At 68.9% G+C, this 25,105-nt stretch carries 20 protein-coding genes; 9 read left to right on the top strand and 11 right to left on the bottom strand.

All coding sequences use genetic code 11. The features are described from left to right. Window positions 1–192: 192 nt before the first annotated feature. The 3 genes from ACFQ9K_RS13490 to ACFQ9K_RS13480 all read right to left on the bottom strand — a co-directional run bounded on the left by ACFQ9K_RS13490 (window position 193) and on the right by ACFQ9K_RS13480 (window position 7,991). Complete coding sequence (locus ACFQ9K_RS13490) at window positions 193–4,041, bottom strand: lipid II flippase MurJ (RefSeq protein ID WP_378716950.1); 3,849 nt, start codon at window positions 4,039–4,041, stop codon at window positions 193–195. Window positions 4,042–4,860: 819 nt separating this feature from the next. Beyond that, the gene (locus ACFQ9K_RS13485) at window positions 4,861–7,458 is read right to left on the bottom strand and encodes a DUF6049 family protein (RefSeq protein WP_378716951.1); all 2,598 of its coding nucleotides are present in this window, start codon (window positions 7,456–7,458) and stop codon (window positions 4,861–4,863) included. Continuing rightward, entirely contained in the window at window positions 7,455–7,991 is a 537-nt protein-coding gene (locus ACFQ9K_RS13480; protein WP_150400452.1) for an NUDIX hydrolase, read from the bottom strand. The genes ACFQ9K_RS13485 and ACFQ9K_RS13480 overlap by 4 nt, the downstream gene beginning before the upstream one ends. 99 nt (window positions 7,992–8,090) lie before the next feature. Here ACFQ9K_RS13480 and ACFQ9K_RS13475 point away from each other — a divergent pair, with 99 nt between their 5' ends. Further along, complete coding sequence (locus tag ACFQ9K_RS13475; RefSeq protein WP_378716952.1) at window positions 8,091–9,551, top strand: CCA tRNA nucleotidyltransferase; 1,461 nt, start codon at window positions 8,091–8,093, stop codon at window positions 9,549–9,551. On the opposite strand, the gene ACFQ9K_RS13470 is transcribed toward ACFQ9K_RS13475, so the two are convergent. Next, window positions 9,548–10,363 carry a hypothetical protein gene (locus ACFQ9K_RS13470; protein WP_378716954.1) on the bottom strand — a complete coding sequence of 272 codons (816 nt, stop codon included), beginning with the start codon at window positions 10,361–10,363 and terminating at the stop codon, window positions 9,548–9,550. The genes ACFQ9K_RS13475 and ACFQ9K_RS13470 overlap by 4 nt on opposite strands. 163 nt (window positions 10,364–10,526) lie before the next feature. Here ACFQ9K_RS13470 and ACFQ9K_RS13465 point away from each other — a divergent pair, with 163 nt between their 5' ends. Continuing rightward, window positions 10,527–11,282, top strand: coding sequence for a LamB/YcsF family protein (locus ACFQ9K_RS13465; protein WP_378716955.1), 756 nt, complete (start codon window positions 10,527–10,529; stop codon window positions 11,280–11,282). A gap of 2 nt (window positions 11,283–11,284) precedes the next feature. Continuing rightward, a complete protein-coding gene (locus ACFQ9K_RS13460; protein ID WP_378716957.1) occupies window positions 11,285–11,980 on the top strand; it encodes an allophanate hydrolase subunit 1 in 696 nt (231 codons plus the stop codon). A 1-nt stretch (window position 11,981) separates the two neighbouring features. On the opposite strand, the gene ACFQ9K_RS13455 is transcribed toward ACFQ9K_RS13460, so the two are convergent. After that, entirely contained in the window at window positions 11,982–13,556 is a 1,575-nt protein-coding gene (locus ACFQ9K_RS13455) for a DUF4185 domain-containing protein (RefSeq protein WP_378716958.1), read from the bottom strand. 137 nt (window positions 13,557–13,693) lie between these two features. On the opposite strand from ACFQ9K_RS13455, the gene ACFQ9K_RS13450 reads away from it, so the two are divergent. Next, window positions 13,694–14,230, top strand: a complete 537-nt coding sequence (locus tag ACFQ9K_RS13450; protein WP_378716959.1) for a hypothetical protein — start codon at window positions 13,694–13,696, stop codon at window positions 14,228–14,230. Between the two features lie 20 nt (window positions 14,231–14,250). Here ACFQ9K_RS13450 and ACFQ9K_RS13445 read toward each other — a convergent pair whose 3' ends face one another. Next, a complete protein-coding gene (locus tag ACFQ9K_RS13445) occupies window positions 14,251–15,600 on the bottom strand; it encodes an MFS transporter (RefSeq protein WP_378716960.1) in 1,350 nt (449 codons plus the stop codon). Window positions 15,601–15,637: 37 nt separating this feature from the next. After that, a complete protein-coding gene (locus ACFQ9K_RS13440; protein ID WP_378716961.1) occupies window positions 15,638–16,102 on the bottom strand; it encodes an NUDIX domain-containing protein in 465 nt (154 codons plus the stop codon). A 236-nt stretch (window positions 16,103–16,338) separates the two neighbouring features. Between ACFQ9K_RS13440 and ACFQ9K_RS13435 the strand changes: the two genes are divergently transcribed. Both ACFQ9K_RS13435 and ACFQ9K_RS13430 read left to right on the top strand, forming a co-directional pair. Further along, the gene (locus ACFQ9K_RS13435) at window positions 16,339–17,112 is read left to right on the top strand and encodes a pirin family protein (protein ID WP_378716963.1); all 774 of its coding nucleotides are present in this window, start codon (window positions 16,339–16,341) and stop codon (window positions 17,110–17,112) included. A gap of 186 nt (window positions 17,113–17,298) precedes the next feature. Then, window positions 17,299–17,793, top strand: a complete 495-nt coding sequence (locus ACFQ9K_RS13430) for a DUF4190 domain-containing protein (RefSeq protein WP_378716964.1) — start codon at window positions 17,299–17,301, stop codon at window positions 17,791–17,793. Here ACFQ9K_RS13430 and ACFQ9K_RS13425 read toward each other — a convergent pair. Further along, entirely contained in the window at window positions 17,780–18,286 is a 507-nt protein-coding gene (locus ACFQ9K_RS13425) for a hypothetical protein (protein ID WP_378716966.1), read from the bottom strand. The two genes, ACFQ9K_RS13430 and ACFQ9K_RS13425, sit on opposite strands and share 14 nt — an antisense overlap. Before the next feature lie 138 nt (window positions 18,287–18,424). Between ACFQ9K_RS13425 and ACFQ9K_RS13420 the strand changes: the two genes are divergently transcribed. The 3 genes from ACFQ9K_RS13420 to ACFQ9K_RS13410 all read left to right on the top strand — a co-directional run bounded on the left by ACFQ9K_RS13420 (window position 18,425) and on the right by ACFQ9K_RS13410 (window position 21,772). Further along, window positions 18,425–19,276: a helix-turn-helix domain-containing protein gene (locus ACFQ9K_RS13420; protein ID WP_378716967.1), complete on the top strand. Its 852-nt coding sequence runs from the start codon at window positions 18,425–18,427 to the stop codon at window positions 19,274–19,276. A 10-nt stretch (window positions 19,277–19,286) separates the two neighbouring features. Beyond that, window positions 19,287–19,667 carry a DUF397 domain-containing protein gene (locus tag ACFQ9K_RS13415; protein WP_378716969.1) on the top strand — a complete coding sequence of 127 codons (381 nt, stop codon included), beginning with the start codon at window positions 19,287–19,289 and terminating at the stop codon, window positions 19,665–19,667. 86 nt (window positions 19,668–19,753) lie between these two features. Further along, complete coding sequence (locus ACFQ9K_RS13410; RefSeq protein WP_378716970.1) at window positions 19,754–21,772, top strand: M13 family metallopeptidase; 2,019 nt, start codon at window positions 19,754–19,756, stop codon at window positions 21,770–21,772. 21 nt (window positions 21,773–21,793) lie between these two features. Here ACFQ9K_RS13410 and ACFQ9K_RS13405 read toward each other — a convergent pair whose 3' ends face one another. The 3 genes from ACFQ9K_RS13405 to ACFQ9K_RS13395 all read right to left on the bottom strand — a co-directional run bounded on the left by ACFQ9K_RS13405 (window position 21,794) and on the right by ACFQ9K_RS13395 (window position 25,078). Beyond that, window positions 21,794–22,873 (bottom strand): ABC transporter ATP-binding protein, encoded by a 1,080-nt coding sequence (locus ACFQ9K_RS13405; RefSeq protein WP_378716977.1) that lies wholly within the window; start codon window positions 22,871–22,873, stop codon window positions 21,794–21,796. A 68-nt stretch (window positions 22,874–22,941) separates the two neighbouring features. Continuing rightward, window positions 22,942–24,270, bottom strand: a complete 1,329-nt coding sequence (locus tag ACFQ9K_RS13400) for an ABC transporter substrate-binding protein (RefSeq protein ID WP_378722358.1) — start codon at window positions 24,268–24,270, stop codon at window positions 22,942–22,944. 16 nt (window positions 24,271–24,286) lie between these two features. Then, on the bottom strand, window positions 24,287–25,078 hold the full coding sequence (locus ACFQ9K_RS13395) for a carbohydrate ABC transporter permease (RefSeq protein WP_378722360.1): 792 nt from the start codon (window positions 25,076–25,078) through the stop codon (window positions 24,287–24,289). Window positions 25,079–25,105 lie beyond the last annotated feature (27 nt).

The raw sequence follows: 25,105 nt of genomic DNA, 5'->3' as shown, positions 1-25,105 counted from the left end.
GCATCCAGGATCGAAAAACCAGAACCCGGGAAGCTCCCCTGTGCTGAGAGCGCGAGGAGATCATATCGTTACTCGCGATTGCACAGCAACCAAACCGGGGCGATCGGGATTCACGAGGTGACGCGGCCGAAGGGCGTCGGAGAATGGCCTGCACGGTTCACTTCACGTGCGGCGGGCAGTCGAGCGGTGGGGCTAGGGAGCGGCGTCGAAGCGGATATCCGCGATCGAGGTTTGGAACTGACCACCCGAGTTGCCGAGTCCGGTGATCCAGACGAGCACGTAGCGGGCGGCCTGATCGGTGCGAACCTGGATGTCGGTGACCCCGTCGTTGAGCTTTGCCGAGCCGATCAGCTGGGTCTGATCCAGGGTCGGTGATGTGGTCGGCGAGGTGCGGATCTCCACCGCGGTGCCCGGGCTCGGCGAGTTGATCGAGATATTCGTCAACTTCGCCGGGCTGGGTAGCGTGGCCAGCAGTCCGACGCCCTTCTTGAGCGCGGGGAACTGCTGGTAGTACTGATCCGTCCGCCAGAGCGTGGCCGGATTCTGATCGAGCACCGCGTTCACGTTGCCGACCCCGTCCGGGGTGCCCTCCGGGGAGAACACCGTCACACCGGTCACCGGGACCGGCACGCCACCCGACGGGGCGACCGGCCCGGCGGCGGCCGGGGTGGCCGGTGCGCTGTTGTTCGTGGTGAGGCCGATATTGCGTTGTTCGTTGAGCGGCGCGTCCGAGGCGCCGGGGGCGAACACGCTGACCATCCACCAGATCACGATGCCGACCACCAGGGCGGCCAGGATGCCGAGGCCGACCATGATCCACATCATCCGCTGGGATCTCTCCCGTTCCGCGGCAAGCAGTTCCGGGTCGGCCAGCGACTCGTCGGGCGCCGCCGGCGGACGCTGCCCGAGCCGCAGCACCGGGATGAAATCGGTCTTCTGATCCACCACCGACGCCTGCTCGAGCACGTGCTGCACGGTCGCGGCGGTACGTACGCCCTTGTTCGACTCCAGCGAGCGCACCGCGACCGCCGAGATCTCGAAGGGCACCTCGGGTCTTATGGTGCGCGGTTCCACCGGGGTGCCGTCCGGGCCGAAATCGGCGAGCCGCAACCCTCCGACGGTCGCGGCGGTGCCGGTGACGCCGCCGGAACGGATCGGCCAGCGGGCGGTGATCAACGCGTAGAGCATGGCGCCGAGGCCGCGGACGTCGGACTGCGCGTCCGAATCGCCCAGGGTGCCGGGGAAGGCCAGCACCGCGTCACCGGTGGCGCTGATCCGCACCCGGTCCGGGTGATCGATGGACAGCGAGCCGCCGCCGCGATGGGCCAGCTCGGCGGCCGAGGCCAAGGCGCGGATGGCCCGCGCGGCACCGATCGGCGAGGGCACGGTCTCGGCCATTTCGCGCAGCGAGCGACCGGGGGTCCACTCGGCGACCACGATGCCGCCGGAGCTGCCGCGGACCACGTCGAGCACCCGGGCCAGGCCGGGTGAGTTGATCCGGCCGAGCCGCAGCGTGCGGGACAGAATGGCCTGCGGACCGTCGTGCCCGGAGTTATCGCCGGCGGTCTGATCGGCGTCGACGAAGGTCAGCGCGACCTCGCGGTCGAGCTTGATGTCGAGCGCCTGCCAGAACTTGAGGCCACGCGCACCGCCGTGCCCGGCGAGCAGCCGGTAACGGCCACCGGCCACGGACGCGCCGGGAATCAGCTTCGGGCCGCGCGGCGTGCGCCGCGAACCCAGGTTCTCGCCACCGAGCGGCGGCATCTCCGGCGATCCGATCGGGATCATCCCGGTGTCGTACATCGGATCGCGTGCCGGTACCGGACTCTGGCGCTCGTGCGGACCCGGCTGGGCCTGTTCGTGATCCGGCGCATCCGCGTCGTGATCCGGCGGACCGGTGCCGGTCTCGCGGTTCGCGTACGCGGGATCCGACGGCTCTCCAGCAGGGGGCGGGGCGTCCGTGGACAACCCGCCTGCCGCGGTCGCAGAAGAATCAGCGGCTGGGACGCCGCCCACCGCGTCGTCGCTCACCCTCGGTCCTCCTTCGCCCTGGTAATTCGAGGTTCCGGCGATTTCGCCACTTGTGCTTCTCTGCCGAACAGGGTACGGGAACTCGCCCATGCCGGTGATGTCAACGGCATCGGCTCGGATCACGGGCAAGACCATGGTCTGAGCATCCATGTGCGGGTCGTACCCAGCGTATGCCAGATACGGATCCGGCCTGCGCAGTACTCGAGTGGCGTACTGGTCGTCGACCGGACCGTCGAGATCGAGGTCGGGCGCGGGCGGCGTCCAGCCGAGCCGCCGGGAGATGGCCACGGTGATCGCGACGACCTCCGGTATCCCGGCCAGGCGCATCAGGCCGAAGGCGACCGCGAACATGACGATCGCCGTGATCGCCACCCGGATGAGCGAGCCGGGACCGCCGAACGCGGAGGTCAGGCGCTCTAGTCCGAGCACGCGGTCCACGATCCACATGACCGCGCCACCGGCCACCGACGCGAACAGCACCCGGGTGATGGTCCGGCTGACGTTGGACATGCGCAGATCGCCGAGGCTGCGATGCAGCAGGAAGCCGCCGACCACCGCGCCGACCGCGAAGCCGAGTCCGTTGGCGACACCCAGCGCGATCACCACGTGCTCGGCATCGGTGATCATCGGCGCGATGGCCGAGAAGACGATCTTGGCGGCGGTGATCCCGAGGATGATCCAGGTCGGGATCCAGGCCTGTTCCCTGGCGTAGAACACGCGCAGGTGAATCAGCACCAGCGCGTAGGGAATCAGTGAGAAGGCCGACCAGCTGACCGCGAGCCCGAGCCGCGCGGCGTCGTCGCTGCCGAAGTTGCCGTAGCCGTAGAGCGCCTGCCCGACCTGCGGTCCGGCCAGGGTCAGGAAGGTGACCACGGGCAGCAGGGCGATCATGGTCAACCGGGTCGCGGCGGACAGGTCGTCGACCACCGCGGGGGTGTCGTCGGCGGCGGCGTTGCGGCTCAGCCGCGGCATGATCGCGGTGAGCACGGTGACGCCGAGGACGCCGTACGGCAGCTGCAACAGCAGCCACGCGTTGTTGTAGATCGCCGGGCCCGCGGCATCGGCATGCGAGGAGATACGCGTCGCGAAGACGAACCCGGCCTGACTGATCAGGACGTACAGGATGATGGCCGCGCCCATCCCACCGAACTGCTTGAGCCGCGCGTCGACGCCCCAGAGCGGGCGCAGGTCGATGTGCTCGCGGCGAATCGCGGGCACCAGGCTCAGCGCCTGCACCACGACGCCCAGCGTCACGCCGACACCGAGGACCAGCAGTTTCGGCTCGCCCATCCGCACCGGGTTCAGGCTGATCTCGCCGGGCATCAGCACGTAGAGCCCGAGCACGGTCAGCACGACGAGGTTGTTCAACACCGGCGCCCAGGCGCCAGGCTTGAACTGCTGGCGGGTGTTCAGGATGGCGGTCAGCAACGCCGACATGCCGTAGAAGAGGATGGCGGGCAACAGCAGGAACGCCAAGGCCGTGGTCAGCCCGGTGTTGACCTTGCCGTCGTCGGACAGGAAGACATAGGTGGTCAGCAGCGGTGCGGCGGCGGTGGCCAGTAGTGCCGCGGTGGCCAGCACGACGAACGCCGCGGTGACCAGCCGGCGGACGAAGGCCTCCCCGTGATCGGGGTCCTCCTGCTCCGCGCGGACCAGCGTCGGCACCACGATCGCGGTGAGTACGGCGCCGAGCACCAGCTCGGCGATCATGTTCGGGATCTGGCTGGCCACGGTGAACGCGCTGGCGATGGCCGGGCCGAGCACGGTCAGCAGCAGCAGCTGCTTGCCGAACCCGGTCACCCGGCTGATCAGCGTCGCGAACGCGATCGAGCCGGAGTCGCTGAGCAGCCTGGAGCTCGAATTCGGCTTCGGCTCGGCCGGTTTGTCGGCGGGCCACTCCTGGGTGCGCGGCCGGTTACCCGCCTCGGCGACCGCGACGGGAGCGCGGCGGTGCGGCGGCGGCGCCGGTTCCGGCCGGGCCTGCGGCGGGGCGTAGCGCGGCGGTGGCATCCGGTTGGACGGCGGCGTCGCGGGAATCGCGCCGGATTGACCGGGCCCTGGCCGCGGTGCGCTGGTCGGGATCGGCCCGGACTGACCCGGCGCGGGTCGCCCGGGTGCCGGACGCGGGCCACCGGGTGGCAGCTGGCCTGGCTGTCCAGGTGCCGGACGCGGCGGGCTGACGGGAATCGCGCCGGATTGACCGGGCGCGGGGCGCGGCGGGCCGGCCGGGATAGCGCCGGATTGACCCGGCGGCGGTCCGGGCCGCTGGCCCGGTGGAATCGGACGCGGCTGCGCGGGCGGCGGCGCCGGATACTGCCGCTGCCCCGGGTGCGGTGCGGGTGCGGGCCGTTGCGGCGGACCCGGCGGTCGCTGGGGCGGTCCGGGCGGCATGCGCTGCCCAGGCCACGGCTGCGGCGGCGCCGAGGGGCGGCTGACCTGCGGCACTCGGGGCGAGGGCGGTTCGTGCGGGCCGGGATTCATGTCCGGGTCGGCCTCCGCCTGCGGCGGTAACCGTTCCCACGGCGCAACCGGCGCCCGACGGGCCGGTGGCCCGTCTCGCCGATCGGATCGAGGCCGATGCGCCGATGAGTCATCGTCGCTCATCATGCCTCCTGCGCCCGGCTGGGCGGTGTAACCCGGTCGGCTCGGCGAGCGGCGTCCACGCTGAATCGCTCACCGTTCCTCCTGGTACTGCCCATTACTCACACCGCCCCTGCGCCGATGCGAGCCTTCCGCGATTGTCCTCCACTCTGCCACTGTGGTTTGTCGGACGTCCAAATCCGGTAGACGCGGCCGGTGACACAACAGAGGGCGCTAGCTCACCGTCCCTCACTGTGCCTCCTGATGCTCCTGCTGTATGGCGCGGTTCTTGGCCCGCCGGTATCGATTCACCCGGCGCCTGGTGCTCGGATCGAAACCTTCGTCGGCCGGGTCCGGCTGGCCGCGGAACCGGCGCCACAAGCGGCGCCCGGCCAACAGAAACAGCAGTACTCCGGCACATGCGGTAATTATGGCCAGGGTTTGACCATAGGCGTTGGAGCGCACCGAGACCGAGGTGGCATTCCCCAGCGGAATCCCGTCCGGTGTGGTAAGGGAGATCGGAATCACCAGGTTACGGCTGTCGCTCACCTCGGTCGGGATTTGGAACGAGCGTGTCCCGTTCGGCGGCAGTTGCTGTTCGCCCAGGTCGGTGATCTTCGCCTCGTGTGGCGCCTCGATGCGGAACTTGATCCGGATGGACACCGGCAGGTTGTTCCGCGCGACCAGCAGCAACGGGCTCTGCTCGGACGCCAGGGTGTACACGCCGCCCGGCGGAAGGACGGTCACCGAGTGATAGATGGTGTCCAGCGCCCGGGTGTTCTGGTCGATCCGGCGCTGGGCGAAGGTGTCGGCCTGGGCGGCGTCGCCGGTTCGGCGATCGGACAGGCTGAGCACCCGGAGCAGATCGTCGCGCAACGGGTCGAGGAACTCGCGGGGAGTCGGCTCCGCCTCCGGCACCTCGACCAGCGCGCGCATCAGCTCGCTGATCCGGCGGCCCTGCTCACGCACCGGCGTGACGAACCGGTCCGGCACCGCGTCCGCGGCGGCCTGGGTCAGATAGTCCAGCTCGTAGGGCTGCGGGTCCGGCGGCAGGGCGACCAGCTCCTGGAACGGCCGGGGCGTCGCGAGATTGCTGCGCACCAGCAGTTCGATCTGCCGCAGCAGGGCGGTGCCCTCGTCCTTGCTCGCGCTCCACTGCTGCGGCGGGACGAGTAATAAGGAGCGCGGCTGATTCGGCTGCGGGTTCAGCGCCGACCAGGAGATCGCGCCGAGCGCGTCCTGCAACCGGGCGACCCTGGAGTCGTTGCTGACCTCGTAGCGGACCTTGGTGGGGGTGAACGAGGGGGTCGGCGGGTTGGAGCCGAGCGCGGCGAGCGCCGTGGCGGACCAGATGTCGAAGGTCGCGACATGCAGCGACGGATCGGTGACCGGGGTGCCCGTCGAATTCCCGTTCGGCACGGCCGGATTGGCGGCCGGCGGCGCGGGCGCGGCAGGTGGCGGCACCGGCGCGGTGACCGAGGGCAACCGGACGACACCCGGGTGCGGGTCCTCTGTGGTCACCGCGGTCTGCGCCGGCAGTTTCTTGCTGTCCCCGCGTCCGGTGGATGTCTGCGTCGCCTCGGATGCGCCCGCCGTGCCTTCCGGCGCGATGGCCGAGTCGGCGAGCACGGCGGTGCCGAAACCATGGCTGCGCAACAGGATTCCCGCGCCGTTGTCGATGCTGCCGGAGTCCGGCAGGCTCACCCCGCGCACCGACTTGGTGGCCAGGATCGAGTCGACCAGTTCGGCGGGCGCGTTCATCGCCCTGGCGGAGAGGTCGGGATCGTTCACCGCGGCCAGCGCGTCCAGGTCCGTCTGCGCGAACGGTAACGCCACCGAGCACATCGTCTGGGCGAGCGCGCGCAGCCGGTCCAGCCAGGTCTGGGCCTGGGCCGCACCGGTTCCCGCGCGGGTCGCGCCGTCCGGATCGGACGGACTGGCCAGCACCCGATAGCCCCTGGTCATCTGCTGCACCGTGACCAGCAGGTCCGGATCGATCGCCAGGCACACCGAGGCGGCCAGGGCGCGATCGCGGGTCGGCGTGGTGTCGAACACCGTCTCCAGCGCGCCGAGCAGCTGATCGAGCCGCCCACCCTTGGCGAGCGAGGCGGCCAGCTCGTCGTCGGTGAGTTCGACCGGCTCGTCCACCGTTCCCGGCCGGCCCGCGACCAGGCGCGGACGGTCAGCCAGCGGCCACAGCAGGGTGGTGGCCACCGGAGCGTCGGTCGGCGCGGTGACCGCCTGGCTCGCGTCCGGCGCGTCGGTACTCTTCGCCGTCGGCGGCGGCACGCCGAGGACCGGCAGCAGGAACCTGGCGTCGTCGAGCCTGGCCTGGCTGCCGTAGTCCGGTTTGCCGTTCACGTTCAACAGCAGCGGATACACGCCGGGTTCGGTGATATTCAGCGTGCTCTTGCCGGTGCTGCCGCCCGGACGCAGCGGAATGGTGACGGTGAACTTGGTGCGCTCGCCCTTGTCGAGCTGCGCCACCACGTCTTCGAAATCACCGTTGACCTCGTAGTTGACCTGGTCCTGCTGCAACGTCGCGCGCAGATCGCGCGGCACCGCGACCGCGGCCGCCCGCTGCACCCGGATGGTGAGGTCTTTGACCTTGCGGTCCCCGATGTTCATGATCGAGCCGGACACCGTCAGCGTCGAATCGCTGGTCGTGGTCACCGCGGTCGGCGTCACCGAATCCAGGGACAGCTTCAGGAATTTCGGCCCCGACTCCGACCCGGTGCCGGTGGGCTGCGCGTGCGCGGAGGAAACCAGCATCGGCAGGGTCGTCGCCGAACCCAGGATGATCAGGACCGCCACGATGATCCGGAACGGGGCCATCGCTCGCCTCATCGCTTGCCGGTCTCCATCCGGTCGATCAGCTTGTTCGCCACTTCGGCCAGGCGTCGCTCGTCCGCGTACGCCAGTCGGGAATTCAACTCGCTCAACGGCACCCACGCCACTTGAGTGACCTCCACGTCGGCATCGGACAGTTCGCCGCCGGTGGAACGCAGGAGATAATGATGCACGGTCTTGTGTACCCGCCGGCCATCGGTGACGAACCAGTAATCGATGCTGCCGAGTTCGGCGACCACCACCCCGTTGATCCCGGTCTCCTCGGCCACCTCACGGATCGCGGTCTGCTCGGAGGTCTCCCCCTCCTCGATGTGCCCTTTCGGCAGCGACCACAGCAGCCGGCCGCGCCGGTCGGTGCGCCCGATCAGGGCCGCGCTGCGCTTGTCTCGCGGGCCGTCCAAACCGTCCACGACCAGGCCACCGGCCGAGGTTTCGCGGACCGTGCGCATGCGCGGTTTCGCCGCATTGGCGGCCGAACCGCGGCGCCGAGGCTGGCGGCGTCGACTGTTCGCACGATCGGCCGGAGACACCAAGCAATCCTACTGTGTTGGATTTGCGCTGACGCACGCCCCGCGCAACCGGCACTGCGCCGGAATCCCGCTCGGTAGGGCTCGGTAAGCTGCTATTTCGTGGTTTCGACCGAGTCCGAGGACGCAGAGCTGGATAGACGTACCCGATTGCTGGCTGCCGCGGCGGTGACGCTGGGCAGGCTGTCGGAGGTACTGGAACCGCTCGGCGAGATGTTCGCGGCGAGCGGTCACGAGCTGTATCTGGTCGGCGGCAGCGTGCGCGACGCGGTGCTCGGCCGGCTCGGCACCGATCTGGACTTCACCACCGACGCGCGCCCGGAGCAGGTGCAGCAACTGCTGCGCGGCTGGGCCGATCACCTCTGGGACACCGGCGGTTTGGCGTTCGGCACGGTCAGCGGGTCCAAGAGCGGCCAGCAGCTGGAGATCACCACCTTCCGCAGCGACAACTACGACCGGGTCTCGCGCAATCCCGAGGTCACCTTCGGCGACAACCTCGACGACGACCTGGTCCGCCGCGACTTCACGGTCAACGCGATGGCGGTGCGGATCGGCGCGGACGGCGCGCTGGAGTTCATCGACCCGCTCGGCGGGATGGACGCGCTGCTGGCCGGTGTGCTGGATACGCCTGCGGCGCCGGAGGATTCGTTCAACGACGACCCGTTGCGCATGCTGCGCGCGGCTCGGTTCGTCGCCCAGCTCGGTTTCGAGCTGCATCCGCGGGTGCACGCGGCGATCACCGCGATGGCCGGGCAGATCGAGCGGATCACCGCCGAGCGGGTCCGGGTGGAGCTGGACAAGCTGATCGGCGGCGCGCACCCGATCGACGGCATCAACATCATGTGCGAGACCGGGCTGGCCCAGCGGGTGCTGCCCGAGGTACCCGCGATGAAGCTGGAGATCGACGAGCACCACCAGCACAAGGACGTGTACTGGCACTCGCTCACCGTGCTCCAGCAGGCCATCGACCTGGAGGAGGGTGACCCGGACCTGGTGCTGCGCTGGGCCGCACTGCTGCACGACATCGGCAAGCCGGACACCAAGCGCAACGAGCCGGGCGGCGGCGTCAGCTTCCACCACCACGAGGTGGTCGGCGCGAAGATGGTGCGCAAGCGGATGCGGGCGCTGAAGTACCCGAAGCAGTTCACCGAGGACGTGGCCCGGCTGGTGTTCCTGCACTTGCGGTTTCACGGTTACGGCAAGGGCCAGTGGACGGATTCCGCGGTGCGCCGCTACGTCACCGACGCCGACGAACTGCTCCCCCGCCTGCACAAACTGGTCCGTGCCGACTGCACCACCCGTAACAAGCGGCGAGCCGCCGCGTTGCGTGCCACCTACGACGACCTGGAGACGCGTATCGCGAAACTCCAGGAGCAGGAGGATCTGGCCAAGGTCCGCCCGGACCTGGACGGCAACGCGATCATGGAATTGCTCGGCCTGCCGCCGGGTCCCGAGGTCGGCAAGGCGTGGCGGTTCCTCAAGGAGCTGCGCCTGGATCGCGGCCCGATGACCCGCGACGAGGCCGAGGCGGCCCTGCAGGAGTGGTGGAAAGCCCAGGCCTAGAAGACGATGAGCGTCGTCCCGGTGACGATGGCGGAGCGGATCTGGGCCAGATCGAACGATCCGGTGATCTCCGGCAGCTCGATCCGGAAGCGGACCAGGTCGCCGTCGCGGGTGGCGTGCACGATGCGCGCCCGGTTCGGCAACTGCTCCAGCAGCAGCGCGGGGGTGCCGATCATCCGGCGCGGTATCCGCAGGCCCAGCCAGGAGGCGCGGCGCAGGTCGACGGTCACCCGGTTGTCCGTGACGGAGGCGTCCACCAGCGCGGTCAGTCGTCTGTGCCGGTGCCTGGCCCGGATCAGCCCGCTGTCCGCGATGTCCAGCACCCAGTCCAGCGGCTGGCTGTTGATCCAGCCGACCAGCGCCGCAGTGGTGACGGTGCCCTCGAGATCGAGCTGCGACGTCCGCACCTTCGTCGGCACGCCCGGAATCAGGCGGACGCCGTGCGCGATCACCGTCACGGCCTCGATCGGGTGGTCGTCCCAGCGCAGCCGGGACAACACCGTCTTGGTCTGGAAATGCGCGCCCCTGCGGCGGACCTTCAGCACCTGCAGGGTGGCGTGCAGGTCGTGACCGAGCAGCGTGGCGCTGACCTCCTGCCCGCCGAAGCGGCTGAGGATGCCTTCGCTGAGCACGGTCATCAGGGCGTCCGGCATCAGCGCCGTGACGGTGCCCGCACCGAGGTCGGCGCCCGCGTCCACCCAGGAGGTGGTGACGGTGATCCACTGTTCCAGCCAGGACTGCTCGAACAGGCGCTTGCCGAGATCGACGGCCCGTAGCGGCGACCAGGACTTCGGATCGAAATACGTGGCCATGATTGATCCGAGCGTACTTGCCGGTGCTGAACTGGACCATCGTCCTGTGACCCAGGTCGCGTTCGCCGGTGAGGGTCCCGCGCTGACCGGGCATTCTTGCTTGTAGACCCCGTCACAACCACAATCGGGTGCTGTCTCCGACACCGCCACGGAAAGGGTGCATATGCCGCTGGATCTGAACAGTGATCTCGGCGAGGGCTTCGGGCCGTGGACGATGGGCGACGACGCGGCCATGCTCGACATCGTGACCAGCGCCAACATTGCCTGCGGGTTCCACGCGGGCGACCCCTCGATCATGCGCCGAGCGTGCGGGCTCGCCGTGGAGAAGGGCGTCCGGATCGGCGCGCACGTCGGCTACCGCGACCTGGCCGGGTTCGGCCGGCGCGAGGTCGCCATGGTTCCGGCGGAGCTGCGCGACGAGGTGCTGTATCAGATCGGCAGTCTCGACGCGTTCGCCAAGGCGGCCGGTGATCGGGTGCGCTATGTGAAACCGCATGGTGCGCTCTACCATTCGGCCTCGCGAGACCGGCAGCTCGCGGACGCGGTGCTGGGCGCGCTGGTCGATTACGACCCCGAGCTGGCCCTGCTCGGTCCGGCCGGCTCGCAGCTGGAGCACGCGGCGGAGGCGGCGAAGGTGCGTTTCGTCGGCGAGGGATTCGCCGATCGCGCGTACACGCCGGCCGGCACGCTCGCCGCGCGCGGACTGCCCGGCGCCGTTCTCGGCACCAATGAGGCGGTCAAGCAGGCGGTTTCGATCGCCATGTCCGGCACGGCGCGCACGGTGGACGGGTCCGGCGAGGTCGCGGTGCGCGCGGCCAGCATCTGCGTCCATGGTGACACCCCCGCCGCGGTCGAGATGGCGCGGCTCATCCGCACCGCCCTGGACGAGGTCGGGGTGCCGGTCGAATCGTTCGGCTGAGCATGACCGACAGCGAACCGGCCGCGGCTGATCCGGATCGGCGGATCCGGGCGGCCGGTGACCGCGCGCTGCTGGTGCTGCCGCCGCACCGCGACGACGTCGCGAAACTGGTTGCGGCGCTCCGCCATCGCCCGCCGGATGGTGCGCAAGACATTCTGCCCGCCGCGGAAACCGTTCTCGTCACGCTGCTTTCGCCGGAGCACGCGGAATCCGTCCGGCGTCACCTGGCCGTCCTGCTGCGCGAGCTGCAACAGTCAACGGCAGCACAGGATTCGGGCATTGTTTCCCGTGGAACACTGGCGGACAACGACTCTCCGGACGATCCGCTGGTCGTCCCGGTGCGCTACGACGGCGCCGATCTCGCCGAGGTCGCCCGGCTGCTCGGACTGACCGAGGCCGAGGTGATCGCCGAACACACCGGAACGATCTGGCGCTGCGCGTTCGTCGGATTCGCCCCCGGCTTCGGCTATCTGGAGTCTCCCGACGCCCGGCTGACCGTCCCGCGCCGCCCGCAGTCCCGGACCACCATCCCGGCGGGCTCGGTCGCGCTGGCCGGCGGCTACTCGGCCGTCTATCCGCGCAGCACGCCCGGCGGCTGGCACCTCATCGGCGCCACCGACCTGCGGATGTGGGACGTGCACCGCGATCCGCCCGCCTTGATCCGCGCGGGCGGTTTCGTGCGATTCGTCGAGGGCTGAGTCAGTTCGCCGAATCCAGTTGAGCGTGCATGAGATACACGTTGTAGCTGTCCCAGGACGAGATGGTGAAGTACAGATCGCTGCCGGTCGACCACGGATGAATGAAGCCGCCATAGGACTTCGGATAGTCGGCGGTGGACAGCAGCGGTGCCGCCTCGGTCCAACTACCCTGCGGTTCCGCGGCATTGCGCACCACGATCGCGCCGCGCCCGGAGTCCAGGTACACCATCTGCCACCGCGCGTTGTCCCGGTCGTAGCGCACGGACACCTCGCTGGCCAGGCCGGGAACCAGTGGGGTGGCCTGATTCTCGGCGGCAGGGGCCCAGGTTCCGTTCACCCAGTACTGGTAGGCCGAGGTGTTCAGCACCTCGTCCTTCGGCACCCGGGCGAGACCGATCACGCCGACGCGTCCGTTGGGCGTGCCGAACATGTAGACGTAGTCGCCCTGCGGCACCATCGCCGCGACCTGGAACCGGCCGACGCCGAACAGGTTGTCCCACTTGGCATGCTGATCCTTGGTCCAGGTGCGCCCGTTGTCGTCGGAGTAGGCGAGCCCGCCGTAGTTGTTCGACCACAGGCCCGGGATCCGGCTCCACCGATTCACCGACATGTAGCTCAGATACTGCCGATCGCCCAGCGCGAAGCCGGAGGTCGGAATGGTGGTCGTCTCCCAGTTCTTGAGCTTGCGGCTGTCCAGGATCTCGGCGGCGTGGCAGCGGCTGTCCTGCACCATGGCGTCCAGCGACATGCCGTCGGACAGTTCGTGATCGGTGCTGTAGCCCAGCACGTTGCTGCGCCAGTCCTGGTCGTCGCGCCCGGCGCCGCCGGCCTGCCAGCCCTTGCCGAAGGTGTCGCCGAACACCACGGCGACCTCGCCCGGCCTGGTCTCCCACATGACGCCGAGGTCGGTGCCGTCCACCTGCCAGCGCAGGTCGGTGCGATTCTGCGAGCCGTGCCCGGTGATCTGGCCCGCCAGGTCGACCGACCGGACGCGGGGTTCGGCCACCGGCGCGGCGAGCGGTCCGGGTTCCGCGGGGTGTATCACCACGGGCGGCGCGGGCTGTGGCGCGAGGCCGGGTCCGCCGGGCACCGGCACCGGGATCGGTTCGATCTCGGGCTTGAATTCGATGCGCGGCACCCTGATCGGTTCCGCCGAGCCCGGGCCCGGCGGTGTCCCGGTATCCGGGAACGGGCTCGGATCGGGGTTCGGCGCGGGCGGTTTCGCGATATCGCGGATTTCGGGGCAGGGCGTGTGGCACGGATCGGCGGCGGGCGGACCGGGGTCGATCCTGGTTCTGTCCGGCTCCGGGCCGGGCACCGTGATCGGCGTGAGCTGCGGGATCGGCACCGGGATCTCGATCCGCTCCGGTAGCACCAGCGGTGGCAGCGGCGGCAGCGCGGGATCGCGCTCGCGATTGCGCGGATCGAAACCGGTCTCGCCGCAACTGTTCACCGGCGCGGGCGCCCACGGAAACGGCGCCGCCTGCGCGGCCGGGCCGGGCAGGCCGCACAGCCCGCCGAGCACCGCGGCGAGCAATGCCGGTAATCCGGCGGATCGGCTTCCGAAGCGGCGCATCAGGTATCACGGTTCCGCGCCGGAAAACCCATGTGTCGCTGACTCCTATCGAATCGGGGCCGAAGTGAAAAGCAACCTACCGGAATGGCCTGGGGGAAATAGGGAACCGAATGTCGGTCGCGCGCGTCCAAACACATATGAACGAGATCGAGTACGTGTTCGGCACGGGCGACGGCACGGTGCACGTCTGGCACAGCCAAGCCGATCTGGAATTGGCGGGCCCGGCCTCGGCCACGGCCGACGCGGTCCAGCTCGACTTCGACGGCGACGGTCTGGCCGACGACGCGATGTGGGACACCTGCGGTTCCGGCATCGCCGACGTGGCCGCACTGGACGTGGACAACGACGGCGTCCTGGACCACTTCTATACCGACCCGACCGGGCTCGGCACCTGGAATCACCACATCACCGGCGCGGCGTCCGACGCCCTCAGCGAACCGCTGGACTGGATCGTGCGCACCGATCACCTGGAGGCCCACCAGCACACCGCCGCCGATGTCGCACCGCAGGATTCGAGCCCCGGGCTGTCGAATGCCGATGATCCGTCGCCGCATCATCCAGTGCTCAAAGACCCGCCACCGTCGCACCGGCCGCCGGACGACCTACCCGACTATCTGGCGCAGCGGATGAACCCGACGGGACGTCACCTCGACGACGATCCGGTCATCACCTGAATTCGCCGCGCCGAATATCCTCAGCCGATCTTCCGCCGCCGCATATTGATCGCGATGGCGGCAATTCCCGCGCAATAGATTCCGGCACCCACCACGATCACCGGCAATGACCGTCCGTCGTCCGGGATAACCAGGGCCGCCGCGGCGATCGCCAGGATGAACGCGATATTGAACACCGTGTCCTGCAACGCGAATACCTGCCCGCGCCGCGCGTCATCGATATCCATTTGCATGGTCGCGTCACCGGTCAGCTTGATCGTCTGCCCGGCCAGCCCGAGCAGGAACGCGCCCACCAGCAAGAGCTTGTGCGCGTGCGGTACCGCCGCGCCCCCGTCCACGATGGCGATCGGGGTGACCAGCGTCAACTGGACCACCGTCGCGGTCAACAGGCCTGCCACCACCGTCTTCGATCGGCCGAGTCGCGGAATCAGCAGTGGCGCGACCACGGCCGCCACCAGCATGCCCGCGGCGATCGCGGCAATGGCGACGCCGAAGCCGAGCAGCCCGCTGCTCAACGCGGAACCATGGGCCGGCCCCTGCCGCAGCACCAGCACCATGATCAAGGTATTGATCCCGAACACGATTCGGTGCGTACCGATGCCGAGCATCGCGGTGGTCACCTGCACCGATTCCCACACCGCCGTCGCGCCCGTGCGCAGCCCGGTGGCGATCGCGCGCACCGTGCTCTCGCCCGCCGTCGCCCCCGCGTCCGGACCGAGCACCCGCGGCGCGAACCCCGCCGCGAGCAGTGCGCTGATCACCGGTCCGAAGCCGCTGATCGCCACCGCCACCGCCGAGGCGAAATCGCCCGCGCCGATCGCCCCGATCACCGCCACCGAGGCGGCCGCACCGAGCCCAGCGCAGCCCGAGGCGACCGTGGCCAGCACCGAGTTCATCGGCACCAGCCAGTGCTTGGCCAGCACCTTCGGCAGGGCCGCCGACACGCCCGACAACACGAACCGGCTGATCCCGACCACAGCCAGCGCGAGCAAGAGCAGCGGGGTCTCCCCGACCCCGGCCAGCAGACCCGCGCAGACCAGCGCGATCAGCACCGCCCGCGCCAGATTCGCCACCAGCAGCACCGTGCGCCGATCCCAGCGGTCCAGCAGCGCCCCCGCGTACGGCCCGATCAGCGAATACGGCAGCAGCAGCACCGCGAATCCGGCGGCGATCGCCAGCGGATCGGTCTGCCGCTCTGGGTTGAACAGAATCGCCCCGGACAGCGCCGCCTGGAACATCCCGTCGCCGAACTGACCGGTGAACCGCACCAGCGCCAGTCGCAGCACGCCCGGGCTCTCGCGCAACGCCGTCCACAGCGGCTCGGGCCGCTCGTCCGAGGGAATGGAGCTCTCCGAGCGACCAGTGGACACGCCGCGAGGTTACTGGCTGCGGCCGTATCGCGCCGAATCAGTGCGCGTCGGCGACCAGCGCGCTGACCGCGGCGCGCGTGTCCGGCGCCATCGGCAGGTGATCGAGGGCGCCGGCATCGATCCAGGCGAACGCGTCGTGCTCGCCGGGTTCCAGGGCCACCTCGCCCGGTTCGACGTCGACCAGGAAGCTGTATTTACGCACTCGGGCCTTGGTTCTGGTGGCGTAGTCGATGCTGCCGAGAAAGTCGGTGATCCGGCGCACGTGCAGGCCGGTTTCCTCGAACAGCTCGCGTTCGACGCATTCGGCGAAGGTTTCGCCGGATTCGACTCCGCCGCCGGGTAGTTCGTACATGCCGCCGTGGAAGTCGTCCGGCACCCGGCGCACCACCAGGAGTTTGCCGTCGCGGAACACCGCGACGCCGACCACGAAGTGACTGATGCCGTCGCGGCGCGCCTCGCTGCGGAGTTGTCGCTCGACGCGCGCGAGAGCCTCCGGTCGCATCTGGTCGTCACCTCCGGTTGCATTGCGGCGCATCATTTTACGAATCCGGCCGGGGCGCGGGCGGCGATCCCCCACCTGGTCGCCGGACCGGCCGGTTCTGCTCGCCTGACGTTCACCCGCTGGTCGCTCGCGTAAAATGCCGAGTGCAGGACAATTTACTAGGAATGTGGAGTACCGCGACGTCTGTGCTCCTACCCTGAAAGGTGATCGGTGCACGGTCCCGAGAGGAGGACCTGATGTCCACACTCACGACACCACACATCGACGTCCATCGAGCAGGCGACCGCATGAAGACCCGGGTCTCCTGGCTGGATTCGAAGCACTCGTTCTCGTTCGGGGAGCACTACGATCCGGACAACACCCATCACGGCCTGCTGCTGGTCAACAACGACGATGTGGTCGCCCCCGGCCAGGGCTTCGACACGCATCCGCACCGGGACATGGAGATCGTCACCTGGGTGCTCGGCGGCAGCCTGGTCCATCAGGACTCGCTCGGCCACAGCGGCATCATCTATCCGGGTCTGGCCCAGCGGATGAGCGCGGGCACCGGCATCCTGCATTCGGAGAAGAACGACGCGTGGCGCATCGACGGCGCCCAGCACGACGAGCCGGTGCATTTCGTGCAGATGTGGGTGGTCCCCGATGAGCCGGGCCTCACACCCGGCTATCAACAGCTCGAGATCGACGACGAGCTGGCCGCCGGCGGTTTGGTGACCGTGGCCGCGGGCCTGCCGCGCTACCGCGATCGCACCGCCATCGCCATCAACAGCAGCCACGCGGCGTTCCACGTGGCCAGGATGAGCGGCGACCCGGAGCGCGTCATCGACCTGCCCGACGCTCCCTACCTGCACGTTTTCGTCGCCAGCGGCGAGGTGGAGATGGAAGGCGTCGGCACCCTGGACGAGGGCGACGCGGTCCGGCTGACCCGGACCGGCGGCCAGCGGGTGATCGCGCGCGGCCCCGCGGAAATCCTGGTCTGGGAGATGCACGCGCGGCTCGGCGCGCAGTAGCCGATCGGCCTGATTCGAGCGCACCGCGCGCGTCCAGGCACCGCGAGCCGCTGGGTTGCGACAAAATGGGCATACCTCGCATTAACATCCGCCCGTAGCGCATGCGATCAGTAGGCGATCCCCGCGTACCCGCCGGCCCACCTGGTCCGGATCGAGCGGCGCGAGGCACCGACGGAGAGGAAGTCCATGTCGCAATACCCGCCTCCCGGCCAATATCCGCCGCCTCCCGGATACGGCCAGCCACCCGGCGGTCAGCCCGGTCAGCCCGCGTATTGGCAGGAGTCACCGAAGGGCAAGGGCCTGGCGATCACCGCGCTGGTGCTGGGCATCCTCGCGCTGCTGAGCTTCTGGACGCTGGTCGGCGGCTACCTGTTCGGAGCGTTCGCCCTCATCTTCGGCATCGTCGCGCTGGTGAAGACCCGGTCCGGCCGGGCGGGCGGCGCGGGTATGGCGATCACCGGCCTGATCCTCGGCGCGCTGGGCCTGATCGGCGCCATCGTGGTCACCGTCGTGGGCTACAGCTTCTTCGTCAACAGCGGCGGCAAGGACTTCGTCGACTGCGTGAACAAGGCGGGCGGCGATCAGTCCAAGATCGATCAGTGCGAGCGCGATTGGAATCAGCGGCTCGAGGACAAGTTCAGCGTGACCCTCACGCCGCCGCCGACGCCTACTCCCCGCTGACCGCGCAGGCCCGGGTAGCGGCCAGCACGTCGACCATGTCCGGGCGGAAGTCGCGCTCGGGCGCGGCGATCCACCTGCGGTAGCCGCTGCCCTCGTCGGTCGGCGAGGGCAGCACGATGTGGCTGCCGGGCAGCGCGACCGAGGCACAGACCCGGAACAGGTCGGCGAACAGTTCGGTGTCCAGGTACGAGTTGTCGGTCGGACCGGTGAGGAACGTCCACCGGTCCGAACGCGGATGCGCGATGATCGGGCCCGCCCGGTCGTCGGGTGCCGCCGCGGTCAGCCGGGCGCGCACCCGGCGGCCGAGCGCGGCGGGCATCACCACCGCCCCGACCGCGCCCACCTCCAGCATGATCCGGCCGAGCGCCGGGTCCACGACGCCGTAGAGCCCGTGGTCCTTGCGATATCTGCGGCAGCGGGCGATGGCGTCCTGCATCGTCGTGTAATCGGAAGCCGCGGGATAACTGCCGGATTCAGTGCGGGACAAACTCATGACGTTCCTCGCCTCGATGCGGGTGGATCGCGTGAAGGGGGAGAGAATCGACCGCTGAGCCCCGACCCTAATGCCGCGCATCTGGGTTGACAATAGTCACACGCCGGTGAGTCGATCCCGCGCGTACGATCGCCAGTCATGGCACCCGTCTCGCCTACCGTTGCCCGCTGGGAACTGGTGTTGCGGCTGCGTGAGCTGCGCGAACAGCGCGGCTTCGACTCGGCGGGTTTCGCCGAGCGGGTCGGCTTCACCCCGGCCAACTGGTCGCACGTGGAGAAGGGCCGGCGGGTGCTCACCGGCAACACCATCGGCCCGGTGCTCGCGCTGCTCGAGGTGGAGGCCGAGGAACGCGCGGAGCTGCTCGCCCTGCTCGAGGCCAGCAAGCAGCGCGGCTGGTGGACCAAGTCGTCCGCGCTGATCGGCCCGGAATTGCAGCGTCTCTACGGCATGGAGTACGGCGCGCAGAGCATCCGCAGCTACGACAGCCTCGTGGTGCCCGGCCTGCTGCAGACCGAGGACTACGCCCGCGCGCTGATCAGTTCCGACGTGATGATCCGCCCGGTGCAGGTCGACCAGCTGGTCGCGATCCGCATGCGCAGGCAGGAACGGTTGCGCGGTCCGGAACCGGTCGAGCTGACCGCCGTGATCGGCGAAGGCACGCTGTTGCAGCAGACCGGCGGCCCGGAGGTGCTGCGCGCGCAGTTGACCCATTTGGCCGAGCTGATCGAGGAGCTGGACACCGTCGCGGTGCGGGTCATCCCGTTCACCGCGACCGCGGGCGCGGTGCTCGGCGGGTCCAGTTTTCACCTGATCGATTTCGCCGGCCAGCAGCTCCCGACCTTCGGCTGGGCGGAGAGCGCGGTGTTCGGCGGGGCGGTCGACGACCCGGAACTGGTCCGCGATCTGAGCTTCGCCTACGTGCGCGCGCAGGAGCAGTCACTGGACCGTGTCGCATCATCGACCCTGATCAGAACGTATGCGCGAGTGTAAAATCCGGCCCATGGCCACCACCGCTACTTCCCCGTCGGTTCGCACCGACTGGTTCCGGTCGACTCGATCGAACAACGGCAATCAATGTGTCGAGGTTCGCTTCGATGGTGACGCGGTGCTCATACGCGACAGCAAGTACCGCCGCAATCCAGCCAATCACCCCACCGATGAACCCATCATCACCGTCACGGCGGGCGAGTGGACCACGTTCCTCGACAGCGTGTGCGCGTCCGGGCAGACGCCCGGCGCGCTGATCGCGCACACCACCGCCGACGGGCACACCACGCTGCGCCACGGCAGCACCGTTCTCGGCTATACCCCGCAGGAGTGGGACGCCTTCCTGTCCGGCGCCCGCGACGGCGAGTTCGATCGCGTCGCGCTCACCGTCTGACCGGCACACTGCCAAATCCATGACCGTTGCCCCCGGCTGCCCGCGGCCGGGGGCCGAATTCTGCGCGCGTCGGCATACTGGACAACGTGACTTCCGAGCTGAACAGTCCCTCCGGTATTGATCTGTCCTACCTTGACCAGGCCGTACGGGTGCAGGACGACCTGTTCGCGCATGTCAACGGCAAATGGCTGGACGACTACGAGATACCGGCCGACCGCGCGGTGGACGGCGCCTTCCGCACGCTCTACGACCAGGCCGAACGCGACGTCCAGGTGATCATCGAACGGGCCTCCGCCCAGGCCGCCGAGCCGGGCAGCGACGCCCGCAAGATCGGCGACCTGTTCACCAACTTCATGGACACCGAGACCGTCGCGGCGGCCGGCCTGGCCCCGATCTCGGCGGAGCTCGCCGCGATCCACCGGATCGCCGACCGCAGCGCGTTCGCCGCCCTGCTGGGCAGGCTGCAGCGCACCGGCGTCGGCGGCGCGGTCAACTTCTACGTGGACACCGACGACAAGGACTCCACCCGCTACCTGGTGCACGCCACCCAGTCCGGCCTCGGCCTGCCCGACGAGTCGTACTACCGGCAGGACGAATCCGCCGAGATCCGGGCCGAATACATCGCGCACATCGGCCGCATGTTCGCCCTCGCCGCGGCCGACCCGCGGATCGCCGACCTGCTGCCGCAGGACCTGGACACCGTCGGGCAGCGGGTGTTCGAGCTGGAGCGCAAGCTGGCCGCAGGCCACTGGGACGTGGTGCGCCGCCGCGACGCCGAACTGAGCTACAACCTGACCACGTTCGCCGAGCTGGTCGCCGCGCATCCCGAGTTCGACTGGGCGGCCTGGGCTTCCGCCCTGGCCGAGAACGTCTCCGCGTCCGGTCCCGAGGTGCTCGCCGAAGTCGTTGTCCGGCAGCCGGATTACCTGGACACCTTCGCCCGGGTGTGGACCGAGGAATCCCTGGCCGACTGGCAGGCCTGGGCGGCCTGGCGGGTATTGCGTGCGCGCGCACCGTATCTCACCGACGACCTGATCGCGGAGAACTTCGCCTTCTACGGGCACACGCTCACCGGCGCCGAGGAGATCCGCGAGCGCTGGAAGCGCGGCGTCTCGCTGGTGCAGGATCTGCTCGGCGAGGCCGTCGGCAAACTGTATGTGGCCGAACACTTTCCGCCGGATGCCAAGGCCAGGATGGTGGAGCTGGTGGAGAACCTCCAGGAGGCCTACCGGCGCAACATCGCCGAGCTGGATTGGATGGGCCCGGACACCAGGGCGGCCGCGCTGGCCAAACTGGAGAAGTTCACCCCGAAGATCGGCTACCCGGACAAGTGGCGCGACTACTCCGACGTCCGGATCGACCCGGCCGACCTGGTCGGCAACTACCGCAACGGCTACGCCGCCGACCACGACCGCGACCTGAACAAGCTCGGCGGCCCGGTGGACCGGGACGAATGGTTCATGACGCCGCAGACGGTGAACGCCTACTACAACCCCGGCATGAACGAAATCGTCTTCCCCGCCGCGATTCTGCAGCCGCCGTTCTTCGACATGAACGCCGACGACGCCGCCAACTACGGCGGCATCGGCGCGGTGATCGGCCACGAGATCGGCCACGGCTTCGACGACCAGGGCGCCAAGTACGACGGCGACGGCAACATGGTCGACTGGTGGACCGACGACGACCGCACCGAATTCGGTAAGCGCACAAAGGCATTGATCGACCAGTACAACGTGCTCTCGCCGAAGGCACTGCCCGACGAGCATACGGTCAACGGCGAGTTCACCATCGGCGAGAACATCGGCGACCTGGGCGGGCTGTCCATCGCACTGCAGGCCTACAAAATCTCCTTGGCCGGCCGGGAGCCCGCGGTGATCGACGGACTCACCGGCCTGCAACGTGTCTTCTACGGCTGGGCCCAGGTCTGGCGGACCAAGGCGCGCACCGAGGAGGCCATCCGCCGGCTCACCGTCGACCCGCACTCGCCGCCCGAATTCCGGTGCAACGCGGTGGTGCGCAACATCGACAGCTTCCACGAGGCCTTCGAGGTGAAGCCGGGCGACGCGCTGTATCTGGACCCGGCCGAGCGGGTCAAGATCTGGTAGACGCGCGGACCGAGGGACGGCTCAGCGCAGGCGTTCCTCGGTCGCCGCGTCGAAGAAGAACACGTCGTCGAGCTTGGGCCGCAGGCGTAGCTGATCACCCAGAGCGATCTGGAACCGTCGGTCCACCCGGGCGACTACCTTGCCGGAGCGACTGTTCCAGTCCGCTGCGACGCCATGGCTGTAGACGAACGACTCCGAGCCCAGCTCCTCGAGCAGTTCCGCGGCGACGGTGAGCGCACCGTCCTCGGTGGTCACCTCCCACGATTCCGGCCGGATGCCGACGATCACCCGATCGCCGGCATCCGCCGTGCGCGGCAACGGGATACGCAGATCGTCGAGCACCGCCGCCCCGTCGCGCACCGGCGCCTCCAGCAGGTTCATCCCCGGCGAGCCGATGAACGCGGCGACGAAGGTGTTCACCGGATTGTCGTAAAGCTCACGGGGCGCGGCGATCTGCTGCAACTTGCCGTCGAGCAGCACGGCGACCCGGTCGCCCATGGTCATCGCCTCCACCTGGTCGTGGGTGACGTACACCGTGGTGGTGCCGAGCCGCTTCTGCAGCGCCGCGATCTGCGACCTGGTGCTCACCCGCAGCTTCGCGTCCAGGTTGGACAGCGGCTCGTCCATGCAGAACACCTGCGGCCTGCGCACGATCGCCCGGCCCATCGCGACCCGTTGCCGTTGTCCGCCGGACAGTTTCGCCGGTTTGCGGTCGAGCAGCTGCTCCAGCTCCAGCATCTTCGCCGCCTCCTGCACCCGGACCAGGGTGTCGGCCTTGCTCATTCCGGCATTGCGCAGCGCGAAGCCCATGTTCTCCGCGACGGTCATGTTCGGATACAGCGCGTAGCTCTGGAACACCATCGCCACATCGCGGGCCCGCGGCGGCAGCGCGGTGACGTCCTTGCCGCCGATCAGGATTCGGCCCTGTTCCACCGATTCCAGCCCGGCCAGCATGCGCAGGCTGGTCGACTTGCCGCAGCCGGACGGGCCGACGAGCACGATGAACTCCCCGTCGGCGATGTCGATGTCCAGGCTGTCGACGGCGGGTGCCGGCGCACCGGGGTACAGGTGCGTCACACCGTCGAACTGCACTGTGGCCATGGGTGTCGATCTCCTCGTGTGGAACTCACGGTGGCGGGCGCCCGCGGCGGCCGCCACCGATGCGGGTATTACTTGGGCAGCTTCGGGGTGATCTGCCGGTCGATGATCGCCTGCAGCTGACTGGTGACATTGGCGTACACCGTTGCCGGGTCGGCGTTCTGCAGCCCGATCTGCTCCAGCCCGGTGCCGATGATCTGGTCGCCGCCGGGCACGAACACCCGGGCGTAGTCCTGCGACTTGGTCAGCGGCAGCTGGTCGATGGCGACCTTCGCGTTCGGGTTCTTCGCCAGGAAGTCCTGCTCGCTCGGATCGGCGACCGCCGACTTGCGCACCGGCATGTACCCGGTGGCCTGGGAGAAGTACGCCGTGTTGGCGGCGTTGGTGATGAACTCGATGAACTTGAGCGCGTTCACCTTTCGCTGATCGGAGATCCGCGCCGGGATCGCCAGACCGGCGCCGCCGGTGGTGACGCCGGGGCCGTTCGGGTGCGGCAGGTTCGCGGTGCCGAACTGCAACTTGCCTTCCGCGTTCTGCTTGATGCCCTTGAGGTCACCGGTGGAGGCGATGGTCGAGGCGATCACGCCGGTGCCGAAATCGACGGCGATCTGCGGCTTGATGCCCGCGTACTTCTTGGTGTGGATCATGTCCCGGAAGAACTGCGCCGCCGCGATCGAGCCCGGCTCGGTGAACTTCAGCTTCCACTGGTCGGAGTACGCGCCGCCGAAGGTCCAGTTCGGCCCCTGGAAGGTCCAGGCCAGGTAGTTCTTCGCGTCGCCCCAGCCGTGCGCGAGCTTGCCGTCGCCGACCACCGCCTGGATCTTCGGGCCCCACTCGTCGAACTCGGGCCAGCTGTTCGGGCCGCGGTCCGGCAGGCCTGCCTTCGCCCAGACGTCCTTGTTGTAGTAGAACAGCGGCGTCGAGCGGGAGTACGGCAGCGCGTAGTGCTTGCCGTTGAACAGGTAGTCGGCGGCCAGCGAGTCGACATAGTCGTTCAGCTGCACGCCCGCGTCGCCGAAGTGCCCGTCCAGCGGCTCGATGGTGCCGTTGAGCGCGTAGTTGAACCACCAGACATCCGACAGCACAACCACATCCGGCAGCTCGCCGCCGGTGAGGGCCGCGTTGAACTTCTGCGCCACCTCTTCGTAGTTGCGGCCCGCATCGATCAGGTTGACCTTGAGCTCGGGGAACTTCTCCTGGAAGCGCTTGATCAGCTCGGTTTCCTGATCCTTCGAGCTACCGGGGTGGTTGGACCAGAAGTTGATGGTGTTGGCGTCGCCGGTCTGCTTGGCGCCACCGCCGCTGCCCGCGCACGCGGTCAGCGCCGCGCCCGCGGCGACGGCGCCGGCCAGCCCGATGAATCCGCGCCGGGACAGCGCCGGGAATCGATTAGTGGACACGTGGTTTCTCCTGTATCTAACCCTTGACCGCACCAGAGGTGAGGCCTTTGATCATGTGGCGTTGCAGCAGCAGGAACACCACGAGAATCGGCAGCATGGTCAGCAGCGTGCCCGCCATCACCGGCCCCCAGTTGGTGACGCTCGGATTCTCGGTGTTCTGCAGGAGGGTCAGGCCCACCGGCAGCGTGGCCACCTCGGGGCCGTCGGCCATCAGGAACGGCCAGAGGTACTCGTTCCATTCGTTGACCAGCGTCACCACCGCGAAGGCGACCATGGTCGGCCCCGACATCGGCAGCACCACCTTGACCAGCAGCCGCCACCAGTTCGCGCCGTCCATCCTGGCCGCCTCGATCACCTCCGACGGCAGCGACAGGAAGTGGTTGCGCATCAGGAAGGTGCCGAACGCCACGCCGCAGAGCGGAACGATGATGCCCACCAGCGTGTTTCGCCAGCCGAGCTGGGCGACCAGCGCGTAGTTGGAGATCACGGTGATCTGGTTGGGCACCATCAGCGCCGCGATGATCACCAGGAACACCACCGACTTGCCGGGGAACCGGAGGAACACCAGGCCGTACGCGCTGAGCACACCGAGCACGAACTTCACCGCGGAGATGGCCGCCGTGACGATCACCGAATTGCGGAAGAAGGTCCAGAACGGCAGCTTGGTGGTGGCGTCCTGATAGTTCTCCGGGTGGAAGCTGTGCGGCCAGTACACCGCGGGCTGCACGTAGATGTCCGGCCGGTCCTTGACCGAGGTGATGATGATCCAGAACAGCGGAACGCCGACGATGATCAGCACGCACACCATCGCGGCGTAGCCGAGCAGCTTCACCCC

The organism is Nocardia sp. NPDC056564, assembly GCF_042793755.1.
GTDB lineage: Bacteria > Actinomycetota > Actinomycetes > Mycobacteriales > Mycobacteriaceae > Nocardia.
The sequence above is the reverse complement of the archived record's forward strand: the minus strand, read 5'-3'. Positions and strand labels throughout refer to the sequence as shown.

Coding starts and splice junctions, on each gene's coding strand:
- ACFQ9K_RS13490 (WP_378716950.1), bottom strand. CDS start 4,041: ATGCCACCGCCGCGCTACGCCCCGCCGCAGGCCCGGCCGGAACCGGCG.
- ACFQ9K_RS13485 (WP_378716951.1), bottom strand. CDS start 7,458: ATGAGGCGAGCGATGGCCCCGTTCCGGATCATCGTGGCGGTCCTGATC.
- ACFQ9K_RS13470 (WP_378716954.1), bottom strand. CDS start 10,363: ATGGCCACGTATTTCGATCCGAAGTCCTGGTCGCCGCTACGGGCCGTC.
- ACFQ9K_RS13465 (WP_378716955.1), top strand. CDS start 10,527: ATGCCGCTGGATCTGAACAGTGATCTCGGCGAGGGCTTCGGGCCGTGG.
- ACFQ9K_RS13460 (WP_378716957.1), top strand. CDS start 11,285: ATGACCGACAGCGAACCGGCCGCGGCTGATCCGGATCGGCGGATCCGG.
- ACFQ9K_RS13455 (WP_378716958.1), bottom strand. CDS start 13,556: ATGCGCCGCTTCGGAAGCCGATCCGCCGGATTACCGGCATTGCTCGCC.
- ACFQ9K_RS13450 (WP_378716959.1), top strand. CDS start 13,694: ATGAACGAGATCGAGTACGTGTTCGGCACGGGCGACGGCACGGTGCAC.
- ACFQ9K_RS13440 (WP_378716961.1), bottom strand. CDS start 16,102: ATGCGACCGGAGGCTCTCGCGCGCGTCGAGCGACAACTCCGCAGCGAG.
- ACFQ9K_RS13435 (WP_378716963.1), top strand. CDS start 16,339: ATGTCCACACTCACGACACCACACATCGACGTCCATCGAGCAGGCGAC.
- ACFQ9K_RS13430 (WP_378716964.1), top strand. CDS start 17,299: ATGTCGCAATACCCGCCTCCCGGCCAATATCCGCCGCCTCCCGGATAC.
- ACFQ9K_RS13425 (WP_378716966.1), bottom strand. CDS start 18,286: ATGAGTTTGTCCCGCACTGAATCCGGCAGTTATCCCGCGGCTTCCGAT.
- ACFQ9K_RS13420 (WP_378716967.1), top strand. CDS start 18,425: ATGGCACCCGTCTCGCCTACCGTTGCCCGCTGGGAACTGGTGTTGCGG.
- ACFQ9K_RS13415 (WP_378716969.1), top strand. CDS start 19,287: ATGGCCACCACCGCTACTTCCCCGTCGGTTCGCACCGACTGGTTCCGG.
- ACFQ9K_RS13405 (WP_378716977.1), bottom strand. CDS start 22,873: ATGGCCACAGTGCAGTTCGACGGTGTGACGCACCTGTACCCCGGTGCG.
- ACFQ9K_RS13395 (WP_378722360.1), bottom strand. CDS start 25,078: ATGGTGTGCGTGCTGATCATCGTCGGCGTTCCGCTGTTCTGGATCATC.